Source organism: Sphingobacterium alkalisoli, assembly GCF_005049105.1.
GTDB lineage: Bacteria > Bacteroidota > Bacteroidia > Sphingobacteriales > Sphingobacteriaceae > Sphingobacterium > Sphingobacterium alkalisoli.
On the sequence record NZ_SUKA01000003.1, the window covers coordinates 734,945 to 748,975 of the forward strand.

Here is a 14,031-nt window from a genome sequence, read left to right on the forward strand (position 1 = left end):
ATATTTCTTCTTATTTAGCAACTGCCATTCGTTCTAATAAATCCATCAAAAAATAGAGCGCATTTTCACCTTTGTTTGGGAACTCGATACCTAGTTCACCTTGAAAACTATTTCCCTTCATACCTGGAGACGTCATATAAAAATCACCATATTGAGCGAGATCAGCTCTCAGGTTATCAAAATCTTTAGACATCGGAACCTCTAAATCCTCCATTAAAGCTGGCACCTTATTTAGACGAAATAAAGCCGCAAAACGATTTTTCCGCATTACCTTTTTACTTGCTCGATCTATATTTGCGCTGTACGTATTGTTTTTGATACCTTTAATTTGATTTTCGTCGTTTCCTAAGAAAACGATGCCATCTTTCATCAGTACATAAAAATTGCTAAATTGGCGAGATAACTTTCCAATTTTATAGATTCCATCCTCTTGTACGACCTCCTCCTGCCGTACACCTAATGCCAATAACTGCTCGAAAAGACGCATATCATCCGACGAAAACATCCAGAGGAGTTGTGGAATTTCATCCATTTTCGTTTTTTCGATTTGTTTGTAGTTATAATCTTCATCGTATTCGTAATCTGTATACGTGATTTCCTGCATGGTTACGCCATTGAGTACAAACAAATTATCCCCCTTAAACACCTTCCCCACCGCTTTTTCATCCACTACAATATCAAACAGTGTGGCTCCGATCGAAAAGGCTTCTTGATACTTAGGCATAAAACCTCCGTAATATTTTTGGATATACTGCGGAATATATTTCAGATAAGCTTCCGAATTAACACTAAAAGACAAAAAACCTAATGCATCTTTATCTACATATTTATACATTTTCGAATTTAGCTTTCGCCCATAAATTTTCTTGAATATTCTAGCTGTCTCTCGATCTAAACCTAGCGTGCCATGCAGCTTCATTTTATTTTCATCGACATCCAACGACAGATTGGCCTGTTCGTATCCGTACTTTAGTTTTGACAGCGATCCTATTCCAAATGCCTGTTCGATAATACCGGTAGGCATAAAATTCTGATACAGTTCATCGACACTCCTTACCCAATAATGGGCAACTGTACCCTTATTGGATTTTTTAGTAAATCCTTTAGGCGCTGTAAAAGATTTATAGGTTCCGCTTATGATGTTACTCATCTCTGTATTGATCCATCCACCCAAAATCGATCCCTTTATGGAATCCGTTTGCGCCAACCATTGATAATAAGCTGTATTCGTTTCATCCTGATAAGAATCCTCCTGGTCTTCATAAATGGAATAACCGATCGAGTCTAATACACTATTATCTGTAATCGTATCGTAATCTTCATACGAATCTATCATTATTTCCGTCACGGTATCAGTAACGTAATCCATATCATCCACCATGACTACAGTGCTATCAATAACCATATCATTTTCATCCGAGTCTATCACGATATCGACTGCGGTATCTTCGACTGATGCAACTAAGGTATCTGCATAATCGTATTCATATGTAGCATCTTCTGCTGCGTCAACACTTTCTGCCATCATAGCATCTGTTCCATAATAGCTATTATAGGGATTTGCTGTCAAGCCAAAACGCGTTTTGACATCCTCCCGGTCTAAGTAGTTATCTTTAATAACCCCGGTCATGACATACGCCGTATTCTCGTCCCAGCTAACACGGATACTACGATCCACAGAGTAGATTGTCTGTAAACCGTCTACAACATGTATTTTCTTATGTGTTGGAATAAATGCCTGAAAGCGTCTAGCGTCCACAAGCGGTATCAAGGCGCCTATAAAAGTTACACTATCGGTGAGGCGGGTAAACACATATGATTTCGAGGCAAGATTGATTCCTAGATCCTCAATCTGATGAACTTCTTGCGACAACGAGTCACTTAACTTTTTAAAAAAATCCAATTTGTTTAACGTTGCGTTGACATCTTTAGCATCTACTAATTGAAATAAATTTTTGGTATCAAACGTAGCCAGAAAATTAATATCAGCGGGAAGCTTTTTATAGTGATTTTGTGCATTGACATGCGATAAACTTATCAAAAAAAAGAGTGTAGCAAAAAAAAGTTTTGTATTCATCCGTTTATATAATTGTTATTTTAAGTATTCATTATTTCTTAAGGTATCCTTACCATTCGGGCTTGATCGCCCTATGTTAACACGGTAGACCGATCAGATCATTATTTAAAAATCTTATGGGATTCTAGTTTAAATATTTATTAAAATTTAATTAAGTGATATAGTATTCGAGAGGTTTGTTTTACCATTGATTAGGTCTAACATTCCCGTTCTGAGCATAACCGCTTTTCGATTAGGCGATAAGCTCGCCTTGCTATTTTGTTGGCTTTTTACGGGATCCGAAAATCGATATATACTTGTAAAGTAAGCATCGTTAAAAGCTTTTTGATTTTCGCCTTTTAATTTCGCAAACTCCTTTTTCGCATCTTGCGACGCGTTGTATTTTCGAACAAATACCTTACTCGATGGGTCATAAGCATACGTCGTATACCCCGATATATTCGTTTTAAATTTAGCAGATAGCGTTTTCGTAAATGCATTTAAAGCAGCTACGTTATTGAAATTACATTCCAACGTTGCGATATAGTTGTTAAAATCCAAATTAGAATTTACATTGCTCACCCCCTTTGTTTTCCGGAGTAGAAGAACAATATCATTCATCTCTTTTTGGATGGTCGTCTTACTCGGCACCTTAATACCATTCACGCTATCCAAAAGCATCAATGACGCAACTTTGGTTTTACTTTTACTCAAATTTAGTATAGCTTTTACCTTTCCCGCGCCATTAGATTGGACATTGATTTCTTCGACGATGTCGAAGCAGCTGCTGAGTGAAAAGACAAGCATTAATACTATACTACTTAAAAAAATCCTCTTTAACATCTAATTATTATTTTTTACGTAATGAGACAATCCGCATGCCAAATTGTTCCCCGCAATATTGTTCCATAAAGATAGAAAATTAAACAGTTCATTTTTCAGTCTATCTGTCATGCGGCATTACGAAAACATCACAATATTTTAATCTGTATACTTTTGTTGCTACAAAGTTTCTTCTTAGCTTCGTAGGTTGAATTACAAGTTCTATGCGTAACGTACATTTTTTATCGATCTTCATCATTGTTCTTCTAGCTGGTTGTAAGAGCACCTATCTTGCCCGCGAAAACCGATTGATGACCTATACCATCAATTCAGATCTACCCGAAGATACTGCTATTGTAAATTACTACAGCCCTTTCAAAAAAACTATGGAGGGCGAAATGAATCGACAGATAGGAATTTCGGAGAAATTTCTAAACAAAAGTCGTTCTGAACCTGAGTTTCTAATCGGAAATTTCTTTGCTGACGCCCTTTTAGAAATTGGAAAAAAGATCGACCCAGCCGTAGAGATATCCTTTTCAACAAAGGGAGGTATCCGTTCCGAGTTAAAACAAGGTGCCGTCACCGTGGGATCCATGTTTGAGCTTATGCCTTTTGAAAATACCATTACCCTATTAGACATAAGCGGATCCGATCTATTGGTATTAGCCGATTTTATTGCCAATACAGGAGGACAACCGATAGGAGGTTTTACCATGAAAATAAAAGATAATCAGGTGATAACTATCCGGCTCAATGGGAAAGCTATCGACCCAGCTAAATCCTACAAATTGGTCACGTACGATTATCTAGCAAACGGAGGGGACAACGTAAAGGGGTTGAGCACCCCATTGAAGCGTATCAACACATCCATACTTGTACGCGAAGGTCTAATTAATTATGTCGAGCAATTGACGAAAGAGAATAAAAAAATAAACACACAGCTTGATGGTAGAATTTCAATCATTCAATAGAAGGTCATTCATTCGAAAAATGACAGCATTAAGTGCTCTTTTTGCATTTGGTTCGTATACCAATAAGGTAGAAGCAAATGCAAAAAGAGAAGTCAAGATCACCATTCTCCATACGAACGATGTGCATAGCCGTATCGAACCCTTCCCTATGGACGGTTCAAAAGTTCAGGGATTAGGCGGTGTAGCCCGTCGGAGTACCTTGATACAAAGCATCCGCCAAGAAGAAAAAAATGTCTTGTTATTAGACGCAGGCGATATGTTTCAAGGCACCCCCTATTTTAATCTATTCGATGGAAGAGTCGAATTAGAATTGATGTCGAAACTCGGATACGATGCAGGTACTTTTGGTAATCATGAATTCGATAATGGGATAAGTGGTATACTCAAACATTTTGATCGCGCGAATTTCCCCTTCATTACATCGAATTATGATTTTTCCGACACGGCGCTCGCCGGAAAAACGAAAGAGTACCTCACCTTTATAAAAGACGGCGTAAAAATAGGTTTGTTTGGTTTAGGAGTAGATGTAAATGGTCTCGTTGATCCGAAAAACTACGTGGGTATGCACTATCTCGATCCCTTGGAGGTGGCAACCCGTCTCACAGATAAACTAAAAAATGAGTTAAGATGCGACCTCATCATCTGCCTATCGCATTTAGGGTATGCGTATAAAGATGATACCATATCGGATTTAAAGCTAGCAGCTAACACCAAAGATATTGATCTAATTATCGGGGGTCATACCCATACTTTTTTGGACAAACCGACCGAAGTCAAGAATCTGGAAGGCAAGATTACATTGGTTAATCAAGCCGGTTTCGGCGGAGCTAATTTAGGGCGTATCGATTTTATATTCAATCGTGCTACAAAAAGTCAGCGGACCGTATTTAATAATTACACGATATCTTCCGCTATAGATCAACAAGTCGTTGCTTAATATGTAGTATAAAATACTATCTTCGCAGTCTTTTAAATTTATTTGCGGGATGCAAGCTATTATTCAGTTATATATAAAATCTTACAAAGGACTATCACCTGCCGCATGGCTATTGGCGTTAGTCATGCTAATCAACCGTACAGGATCGATGGTAATCCCATTTCTAGGGATTTATATGTCCACTGAATTAAATTTCAGTAAAACCCAAGTCGGGCTAGTTTTAGGTTGCTTTGGACTAGGATCAGTATGTGGATCTTGGTTAGGAGGCTGGTTAACCGATCGATTTGGAAATTTTAAAGTACAAGCTTGGAGTTTAATCCTTACCATTCCATTATTTCTCATCACACCTGTTTTCCGCACCTTCGAAAGTTTGGCAATGATGATTTTTATATTAACCTTAGTAGCCGATATTTTCAGGCCTGCCAACTCAGTATCCGTTGCCAAATACGCCAAACCCGAAAATATCACCAAAGCGTACTCGTTAAATCGTATGGCTGTCAACTTAGGCTTCTCTATCGGTCCCGCTCTGGGAGGCTTTTTAGCAACATTTTCCTACGATTGGATATTCTACGGAAATGCGCTAGCCGCCGGTGTCGCTGCACTCGTCTTTATCTATTTCTTCCAGGGTAAGAAGGGAAATAAAAAAATTGAGCCATCTGTAAGAACAGAAAAACCTTCCGACAAGCCAGCAAAAAATGCGTATACCGATGGTTTATTTATCCTATTTAATATACTTTGCTGTCTTTTTTCAATGGCTTTTTTCCAGCTTTTGAGCACTTTGCCCTTATTTTACAAAGATGTATATGCCATGGATGCAAGTCAGATTGGTCTTATTTTAGGATTTAGCGGTTTTGTAATCGTACTGTTTGAAATGGTATTGGTTCACGTTGTAGAGCATCGTTTTTCGGTAAGGCAAATTATGTTTTGGGGAACAGCCATAGCCGGTGTTTCCTATTGGATGTTAAATCTCGATTTTGGGATTATGTGGCTCTATCTTGCGATGTTCTTCCTTTCCGTGGGTGAAATGCTTACCTTGCCGTTTACAGCCACTATTGCCATACAACGTGCTTCACTGCAAAACCAAGGTGCCTATATGGGTTTTAACTCCCTTGCATTTGCGGCGGCAAATATTGTATCTCCCTTTCTCGGCACATATACAGCGGAGCATTTCGGTTACCCTACCTTATGGACTATCACGGGGATCGTGCTTATATTTACCAGTCTTGGATTCATCTGGGTAATTACAAAAATGAAAGCGACGTGATCAAAATAAGCCCTTCAGCTTAGCCCACGTTTCTTTCATAAGGTACTCGCGTAGCAATAGATCTACCGAGTGTAATCTCGTCAACATACTCTAATTCACCGCCAAAAGCAATACCCCTTGCAATCGTACTAACTTGCACGTTGAATTCCTTCAGCTTACGGTATAAGTAAAAAATAGTGGTATCCCCCTCCATCGTGGCGCTCAAGGCCAAAATAACCTCCGTTATCTCTCCCTGTCTTAACCGATCAATCAACCCCTCTATTTTAAGATCTGCGGGACCTATACCGTCCATTGGAGAAATCAATCCACCAAGCACATGATATACACCCTGGTATTGATTGGTATTTTCAATAGCCATTACATCACGCGTATCTTCCACTACGCATATCATAGACTTATCTCTTTTTGCTGACTGACATATTTCACATAGTGCCTCATCAGATATATTGAAACAAGTGCTACAGTACTTAATATTTTCTTTAAGATTATTTAAAGACTGTGTAAAGCGGGATACCTCGAGATCAGACTGCTTTAGCAAATGCAGTACCAATCGCAATGCCGTCTTTCTTCCAATCCCTGGCAGCCTTCCAAACTCATCAACAGCTTGCTCTAATAATTTCGACGAGAAATTCATGTCGTAAAAGTAAAAAGTAAAATCACAAAAATCAAAAGTAAAAAATAAAAAGCATGTCTTTATCTTGCACTTCAGCAGTTCGCTAAAATTTATTATATTGTGAACATAACATTAGATGTACAGAATGGCTAAAGAAGATAAAATAAGGAATTCGTTTGCCAATAAAACGTGGCAAGAAATAAAAGTAAAAGACTCCTGGCAGATTTTCAAAATCATGGCAGAGTTTGTAGATGGGTTTGAAAAATTAGCAAAAATCGGTCCTTGTGTATCGATATTTGGATCTGCTCGTACAGCAGATGAAAACAAATATTACGAAATGACGGTGGAAATAGCACGATTGCTGGCCGAGAAGGGATATGGTGTCATTTCAGGCGGCGGTCCAGGAATTATGGAGGCGGCCAACAAAGGAGCGTATAATGCGGGTGGGAAATCCGTAGGTTTAAACATCGAACTACCCTTTGAACAATTTCATAATAAATACATTGATCGCGATAAACTACTGGAATTTAATTATTTCTTTGTCCGTAAGGTGATGTTTATGAAATATTCTCAGGGATATATTGTGATGCCAGGTGGTTTTGGTACGATGGATGAGCTTTTTGAATCAATCACATTAATCCAGACAGGCAAGATTGCCCGCTTTCCCATCGTATTGGTTGGCACAGCATATTGGGGTGGTCTCATCGACTGGATTAAAAACACTATGCTTACAGAAAAGAATATCAGCGCAGAAGATTTAAATCTCTACCGATTGGTCGACACACCCGAAGAAGCGGTCGAACATATTTTCCGTTTCTACGATAAATATTTGTTGAAACCGAATTTTTAATAACAAACGGGTTTTCTTACAATAACACCTTTCGCATGCACATATCGTTATCTCGCTTTGAACTACCTCAGCAGTTAGCTAATTTTAAAAAAAACGAAACAAGATCAGTGTTTCAAACGTTATATAGTTAACATCGCGAGATAGAAAATATATATTTTTAAACTTTAAAACGAGGATTATTATGAGTACGCAAGAGAACGAAAAAGATTTGAAGAAAACCGTAGATTTAGAGCGAGAAAAAACCGACAAGGAAATCGAGCAAGAGAAAAAAGAAAATAAGAAATCAGGCGAGGGTCACGGCTATGTACCCCCAGCACCCGAAATTCCGTCTGCTAGAAATACAAGAGAGCATGGCGGTCCGATCATAGATCGAGAGCCAGGTGGGTTACGATAGTCTTCAACCAAGTTACTAATAATGATTAAGCCCATGTCTTTTTAAAGAAGCATGGGCTTAATTGTGTATAATGATGTCGATTTCGACAGATGAGAGAATGCCCTGTCCGAAAGTTTTCGAGCAGGGCATTCATTATAAAATTATAATAATAATTTTTTAGAAGCTATACGTTAATCCCGCATTCCAAGTTGTTCCTAGTCCGTAGAAATAACCGAAACCGTCTCTTCGAGAAAAATATTCCTCATTGAAAATATTTTTAACGTTACCTCTGAATTTCAAATTTTGACCGTTTCTTATCTTAAATGTATAGCTTAAACCTGCATCAACAGTAGTAAAATCATCTAACTTTTCTGGTTGATACTCTTCTCCTACCAATCTTGCTTTAATTGCATTATTTATATTTACATCACCCCATAGCCTTGCATAATGATTTAAATCCGCATCAATGGATAATTGAGGAAGTATATAGTATTTTGCACCAAAACCCGCTGTTGTCTGAGCCGCGCTTCCCACACGTACACCCGTAAGATCAACCCCCTCATTATCTTCTTCCAGTATATCACGTGTATCGTTATCTCGGACCCTAAATGGTGAAGCTCCATCGTATTTCCAGTCACCAATTGAGCCAAAACCTCTTAACGTTAAATTACTAGAAATTTGTGTATCAAAATCTAATTCGAGTCCCTTGTGTGCCTGACCTATACTAGTGAGTAAATACGTTGCACCATCTGTTCCCGCTGCTGGATAGCCGACTTGATTCACTCCGTAACTAATAAATCTATTGTCCCATTTCGTGTAGTAACCATTAAGATTGACACGGAAGGATGGTATGCTGAACTTATATCCGCCTTCTATTCCAAATATTTCCTCATTATCCACAGACGGGTCTGAGAAATCGACAGTATTCGAAATAAACACATTATCTAAGAAAGGTTGACGAGAATATTTCCCAACGTTAGTAAAGAAAGTATGTGTATCGTCAAAAGTATAGGAAGCCCCTCCTTTGACATTATAACCAATTTTATTATCGAACTCAGATTTTGTTTCACCCTCTGCATAGTTCCAGCGGTCAATCTTTTGATAAGATTGATTCGAAAGTGAACCTTGAACAAAAGCTGTAAAACCATCTTTACTAAATTCTGCTTGACCAAAAACCCCTTGGTAATTAATTTTTTCTGAGTTATCGTAACCAACTCGTTCATCAACACTTGCACTATTGAATAAAGCAGACCAAGGATTTGTAGAAAATGTTTGGGAAACAGTATATCCTTCTGATCTATTTTCATTCTCAGCCAAACGACCCTCAGCACCTAACAAATTAATTAGCTGCTGAAAATGATCTCCCTTATAGAAACGCAAGTCTGCCCCAACATTAAATGTCCAATATTTTTTCGTATCAAAATTATAATTTGAGACCAAGCCATACCAAAAATGGTTATTTGCTGAAGCCCTTAGTACGCTACCATTATTTCCGTTAGAGATACCATTAGGTAACTGTTCATTTAAACTCGCTAAAGCGTCCCAATTTGTTAATCCATTCTCTAATGAGTAGCCACCCTGAGTAAATCCAGGTCCATTACCTAGTATACCAGTACCACCGCCACGACCTACCGAAGCATACACAACAGTAGACAAGGATGATTTTTCATTTATTGTCCAATCCCAGTTTAAATTGCTTACTGGTTTATGATAAAAATTCTTTCTTTGAGTTAGCCCCTCTCCTTGGTAATACCCATAATTATAATTCCCTTTTTCTCCCGTTATATCAAAACCCGGATTTCTTGGCGTACCGTTTTGGATGTTTGATACTAAAGGTTTAGAGAAATTTTGATCGTGCCATTGTGGTGCACCAAAAATCATAAAGTTCAAATTGTGATTTTCATTTGGTTTAAAACCAACAGATACAAAATAATTTTGTCCAGCACCTGCAGTTCCTAACGCATACTTCTTATCTGCTCTCCAGCCGTCAAGTAAGAATGAAACGCCCCATTTACCGATCATTCCTGTATTATAGCCTACAGTAGCTTTTGCATAACCATCATTACCAGTCATCATACGTGCAAATCCGCCTTTTCTTAATTCCGTAGCTTTTGTAACAATATTTACAGTACCCCCTACGGAAGAAATTGCTAATTTTGATGAACCTAATCCCCTCTGAACCTGAATGACATTTGCCACATCAGACATCGCAGACCAGTTTGACCAGTACATATTCCCATCTTCCATTCCATTAATTGGTTGCCCGTTGAGTAAAAAAGCAGTGTTTGACTGATCGAAACCACGAACGAACATCTTCGCATCTCCAAAACCACTCGCTTGATCCGCAATATATACTGAAGGTGTATGTTTCATTATTTCAGGAAACTCGACATTTCCAACACCTTTCTCCTGAATCTCGAGTAATTTAATAGTTGATACAGCTATAGGAGTTTGTCTATCCTCAGCAATATCAATAATACCTTTACCAACCACAATTACTTCTTCTAAATTCTCAGATTCGCTAGGTATCAACACAATGTTTCCAATAGCAGAGGTTGCATCTGTAAACCTAATTTGGGCAGTGAGGTATCCAATATATTTCACCAATACGACACCACTTGCATCTCCCACGGATAATGTAAAATTACCTCCTGCATCGGTCGACGTCCCTGCTGATCCGCCTTTTACGGACACAGATGCGCCAGCAATTGGAGAATTACCATCCGTTACAGTTCCTTTAAGCATTCGCTGCGCTACAGAAACATTACAAATTAACATCAATACAAATATTGCTGCTAGTTGAGTAAAGATTTTTTTCATATTTCTTTTAAATAGTTAAATCGAAAGCAAAATTAAGAAGAGATTTTGCAATACAAGTCACTTAACATAAACTTAATATGAAATTAACCTCGGTTTAAAGCTATATTTTTCAAAAAGAATGTTATTTCGTTTCGGAAATTAAAAAAAACGACAATAAAATCTAAAATTCTTACACTTTTATCAGTACAACTACTATAAAATTTAAATTTTAACAAATTTTAACAATTGTGAATTGTGGAAAAGTTTTTTCAAGAAATTTTAAGTTGGTATCAAATTTTAACACGATGACCTAAATATTACGAAAGTGTTCGACATAATCCAAGGCAACTATTTCTTCGCTAGCCTTCCGTATGTTCTTACGATTACCAGTTACCTCATAGATAACCGTTAGATGCTCCCCATTTTTTTCAAGTCCTTTTCGGTTTAATTTTACATGATGTACTAACATGAAACTTTCAAACTCATCTAAATGCCCTATTTGCATATCTCTAAATGTAACGTGTATCGTCCGTACGTGATATATATCCGCCATATACAACTCCAACCTTTGGAAAAGAGATAGAATAATAACCATGCAGATGGTGAGAGCTATACCAAATTGAAACTCACCAAACCCCACGATCATGCCTATGGAAGCCATCGTCCAGATTACCGCCGCCGTCGTGAGTCCCTGTACGCTAAACTTACCCTGGTATATCACGCCAGCTCCCAAAAAGCCAATACCTGTAATAATATTTGCCGCAATGCGGTCGTCCGAAATATTACCCATCCTCGATAGCAAGGTGAAAATAGTCGAACCAAAACAGATTAAGATGACCGTTCTAAAACCCGCAGATTTGTTTTTAAATTCACGCTCAAACCCAATTATACCCCCACAGAGAATCGAGACTAAGATCGCCTGTATATTATTATCAAAAGTCCAGTCAAACATAAATTTAGAATCTAATTAATATAGGCATACGTAATGCCATCTCCTCCCCGGTCGGCATGCTCATCTTCAAACCTATTTACATGACTATATTTTCGCAAATAATCCCGCACGAATTTCCGCAAAATACCATCACCTTTGCCATGTACTATTTTTAACGTCGGATACCCAATCATCACTGCTCGATCTAGCACCAGTTCTATTTTCTGCAAAGCATCCTCTGTACGCATACCCCGCACATCAATCTCTGGCTGAAAATCAGCTGCCGAGTCCGTAGAAATATTACTTTGTCGTTTTATGGCCTTTGATTTCTCCTTACTCCGCAATCTGGTTACCCGGTTCTTCTTTACCACAGTGCGCAGTTCGCCCAATGCAATAATCAAACTGCTACTTTTCGTTATTTCTAAAATTTCTCCCTCTGAGCCCGAATCTTCGATCCGTACCCAATCTCCTATCTGTAGCTCCACATGCCCAGCATCCACAAGTTTAGGTTTTACAACTTTCTCTTTTAAATCTGACGTATGTTTATCCAATTGCTGATTTAATCTCGATCGGATCTCTTTTGTTTTATCTTTATCTGCCTGAACAGATTTTATTTCAGAAATCGTATTCTCGACCAGCTTATTTGCATCCTTCAATATCGATCTCGCCTCTTCCTTCGCCGTTCGGATAATTTCCTTTTTATTCTCCTCCATATACGCCTGCAAGGACTCGTATTTGGCTTTCAATTCTTCAACCTCCTTCTCCCGTCGGTTTACAGCCTTCTTGGTATCGTATATCTCTTTTTTATCTCGCTCTAAGTCAACCAATAGCGTATCCACTTTCTTTTGCTGCACGCCGATTTTCTGTTTTGCAGCCTGGAGGATTTCTTTCGGCAATCCAATTTTTTGTGCAATCTCAAACGCGTACGAACTCCCGGGCTTACCCGTTTGGAGTATATAAAGCGGTTTCATCTGTTGATTATCGAATAGCATAGAAGCATTTTCCAAACCTTCCGCGTGGCTTGCAAATAATTTTAGATTTGAATAGTGGGTTGTGATTACCCCCCTTACCTTCTTATTATTCAACTGTTCCAACACCGCTTCTGCAATTGGCCCTCCAAATTGTGGGTCAGTTCCCGTCCCAAATTCATCGATAAGCACCAATGTACGTGCATTTGCAAAGGCCGCAAAATATTTCATTTTCGACAAGTGAGCGCTGTATGTACTCAGATCACTTTCAATAGATTGATCGTCGCCGATATCTGCAAAAATTTGCTTAAATATACCTACCGTAGAAGTCTCATCTGCAGGAATTAAAAGACCGGACTGTAGCATCAACTGCAATAGTCCGACCGTTTTCATACACACAGACTTTCCCCCTGCATTAGGCCCAGAGACGAGAATAATACGATCTGTAGCATCAATCTTAATATTCAAGGGAACGACTGGGTGTTGACTGTCTCTTTTCGCGTTTAAAAAGAGCAAGGGATGTCTGGCATTCACTAGACTCACATCAGCTTCTTTCGACAAAAGGGGCATTACCGCGTCTATGTCTATTGCAAATAGCGCCTTAGCGCGCACAAAGTCAAGCTTTGTAAGCAAGCTGTGATAGGCTAGTAAAAGCGGTACGTGCGGTCGTAGTTCGGTTGTCAAGGCGGTCAGAATCCGGATCACCTCCCGTCGTCGTTCAAACTCTAAATCTCTCACCTTATTATTAAGATGGAACACCTCTTCCGGCTCAATATAAGCAGTTTGCCCCGTTGCCGATTCATCATGAATCAGGCCTTTTAATTTACGCTTATTTTCGGCAAGAATAGGTATACAAAACCGTCCATCACGTATCGTCAACCCGCCGTCGGCCGTCCAGCCGTTGCTTTGTGCCTGCTTAAAAACCGTATCCAAGCGTTTACGCGCTTCCTGCTCACTTTTTGCAATCTGCTGGCTTAGATCCAACAGCGCACGCGAAGCATTGTCTTTCATCTTGCCCCGTTCATCCAGCACCATCTCGATCGACCTTAAAATCGACTTTTCTATCGGAAGATGTTCAAACAATAATTCGAGATGGGCGTATTGGCCTTCTCTTTCATTGAAGTATCGAATAATGGCATACACCGTACGAAGTGAAAGTAACATTCGGTACAGTTCCTCTTCCAGCAGAAAACTACCTTCTACCTTTGCCTTTTCTGCTAAAGGCTTAATGGGATAAATATGATCTACAGGTAAAGGTGCGTCATGCTGCAAGATATTCTTAAACTCTTGTGTTTGACGTAGGAAACGATCTATTTGATCCATCTTTACTTGAGGCTGAATTCGCTCAACCATCACTTTTCCCGCTTCACTCAGACATTTTTCCTTGATTAAACTTCGAATATCTGTAAAGCCTAACTTGTCTATGGCATTTTGAGGATAAATCATA

At 38.8% G+C, this 14,031-nt stretch carries 11 protein-coding genes; 5 read left to right on the plus strand and 6 right to left on the minus strand.

The window, feature by feature from the left end:
* Positions 1-10: 10 nt before the first annotated feature.
* Together FAZ19_RS12770 and FAZ19_RS12775 are read right to left on the minus strand one after the other, a co-directional pair.
* Complete coding sequence (locus FAZ19_RS12770) at positions 11-2,077, minus strand: hypothetical protein (protein ID WP_136821095.1); 2,067 nt, start codon at positions 2,075-2,077, stop codon at positions 11-13.
* Between the two features lie 147 nt (positions 2,078-2,224).
* A complete protein-coding gene (locus tag FAZ19_RS12775) occupies positions 2,225-2,899 on the minus strand; it encodes a hypothetical protein (RefSeq protein ID WP_136821096.1) in 675 nt (224 codons plus the stop codon).
* 203 nt (positions 2,900-3,102) lie between these two features.
* Between FAZ19_RS12775 and FAZ19_RS12780 the strand changes: the two genes are divergently transcribed.
* The 3 genes from FAZ19_RS12780 to FAZ19_RS12790 are packed head-to-tail and all read left to right on the plus strand — an operon-like array spanning position 3,103 to position 6,050.
* The gene (locus tag FAZ19_RS12780; RefSeq protein ID WP_229707461.1) at positions 3,103-3,849 is read left to right on the plus strand and encodes a 5'-nucleotidase C-terminal domain-containing protein; all 747 of its coding nucleotides are present in this window, start codon (positions 3,103-3,105) and stop codon (positions 3,847-3,849) included.
* On the plus strand, positions 3,824-4,786 hold the full coding sequence (locus FAZ19_RS12785; protein WP_136821097.1) for a bifunctional metallophosphatase/5'-nucleotidase: 963 nt from the start codon (positions 3,824-3,826) through the stop codon (positions 4,784-4,786). Before FAZ19_RS12780 ends, FAZ19_RS12785 begins: the two co-directional genes overlap by 26 nt.
* Positions 4,787-4,835: 49 nt before the next feature.
* A complete protein-coding gene (locus tag FAZ19_RS12790; protein ID WP_136821098.1) occupies positions 4,836-6,050 on the plus strand; it encodes an MFS transporter in 1,215 nt (404 codons plus the stop codon).
* Between the two features lie 19 nt (positions 6,051-6,069).
* Here the strand turns inward: FAZ19_RS12790 and recR are convergent, their stop codons facing one another.
* Entirely contained in the window at positions 6,070-6,684 is a 615-nt protein-coding gene (gene recR / locus FAZ19_RS12795) for a recombination mediator RecR (RefSeq protein WP_136821099.1), read from the minus strand.
* Positions 6,685-6,808: 124 nt separating this feature from the next.
* Here recR and FAZ19_RS12800 point away from each other — a divergent pair, with 124 nt between their 5' ends.
* Both FAZ19_RS12800 and FAZ19_RS12805 read left to right on the plus strand, forming a co-directional pair.
* Entirely contained in the window at positions 6,809-7,513 is a 705-nt protein-coding gene (locus tag FAZ19_RS12800) for an LOG family protein (protein ID WP_136821100.1), read from the plus strand.
* A 181-nt stretch (positions 7,514-7,694) separates the two neighbouring features.
* Positions 7,695-7,907: a hypothetical protein gene (locus FAZ19_RS12805; protein WP_136821101.1), complete on the plus strand. Its 213-nt coding sequence runs from the start codon at positions 7,695-7,697 to the stop codon at positions 7,905-7,907.
* Positions 7,908-8,063: 156 nt separating this feature from the next.
* On the opposite strand, the gene FAZ19_RS12810 is transcribed toward FAZ19_RS12805, so the two are convergent.
* From FAZ19_RS12810 to FAZ19_RS12820, 3 genes are all read right to left on the minus strand, one after another.
* Entirely contained in the window at positions 8,064-10,706 is a 2,643-nt protein-coding gene (locus FAZ19_RS12810; protein ID WP_136821102.1) for a TonB-dependent receptor, read from the minus strand.
* A gap of 289 nt (positions 10,707-10,995) precedes the next feature.
* Entirely contained in the window at positions 10,996-11,637 is a 642-nt protein-coding gene (locus FAZ19_RS12815; RefSeq protein ID WP_136821103.1) for an MgtC/SapB family protein, read from the minus strand.
* A gap of 11 nt (positions 11,638-11,648) precedes the next feature.
* Positions 11,649-14,030 (minus strand): endonuclease MutS2, encoded by a 2,382-nt coding sequence (locus tag FAZ19_RS12820; protein ID WP_136821104.1) that lies wholly within the window; start codon positions 14,028-14,030, stop codon positions 11,649-11,651.
* Between the last annotated feature and the right edge of the window lies 1 nt (position 14,031).

What these genes read in the sequence shown, in the direction of transcription:
- FAZ19_RS12815 (WP_136821103.1), bottom strand. Translation starts at nt 11,637, where the DNA reads ATGTTTGACTGGACTTTTGATAATAATATACAGGCGATCTTAGTCTCG.
- FAZ19_RS12800 (WP_136821100.1), top strand. Translation starts at nt 6,809, where the DNA reads ATGGCTAAAGAAGATAAAATAAGGAATTCGTTTGCCAATAAAACGTGG.
- FAZ19_RS12820 (WP_136821104.1), bottom strand. Translation starts at nt 14,030, where the DNA reads ATGATTTATCCTCAAAATGCCATAGACAAGTTAGGCTTTACAGATATT.
- FAZ19_RS12770 (WP_136821095.1), bottom strand. Translation starts at nt 2,077, where the DNA reads ATGAATACAAAACTTTTTTTTGCTACACTCTTTTTTTTGATAAGTTTA.
- FAZ19_RS12810 (WP_136821102.1), bottom strand. Translation starts at nt 10,706, where the DNA reads ATGAAAAAAATCTTTACTCAACTAGCAGCAATATTTGTATTGATGTTA.
- FAZ19_RS12775 (WP_136821096.1), bottom strand. Translation starts at nt 2,899, where the DNA reads ATGTTAAAGAGGATTTTTTTAAGTAGTATAGTATTAATGCTTGTCTTT.
- FAZ19_RS12805 (WP_136821101.1), top strand. Translation starts at nt 7,695, where the DNA reads ATGAGTACGCAAGAGAACGAAAAAGATTTGAAGAAAACCGTAGATTTA.
- FAZ19_RS12790 (WP_136821098.1), top strand. Translation starts at nt 4,836, where the DNA reads ATGCAAGCTATTATTCAGTTATATATAAAATCTTACAAAGGACTATCA.
- FAZ19_RS12780 (WP_229707461.1), top strand. Translation starts at nt 3,103, where the DNA reads ATGCGTAACGTACATTTTTTATCGATCTTCATCATTGTTCTTCTAGCT.
- FAZ19_RS12785 (WP_136821097.1), top strand. Translation starts at nt 3,824, where the DNA reads ATGGTAGAATTTCAATCATTCAATAGAAGGTCATTCATTCGAAAAATG.
- recR (WP_136821099.1), bottom strand. Translation starts at nt 6,684, where the DNA reads ATGAATTTCTCGTCGAAATTATTAGAGCAAGCTGTTGATGAGTTTGGA.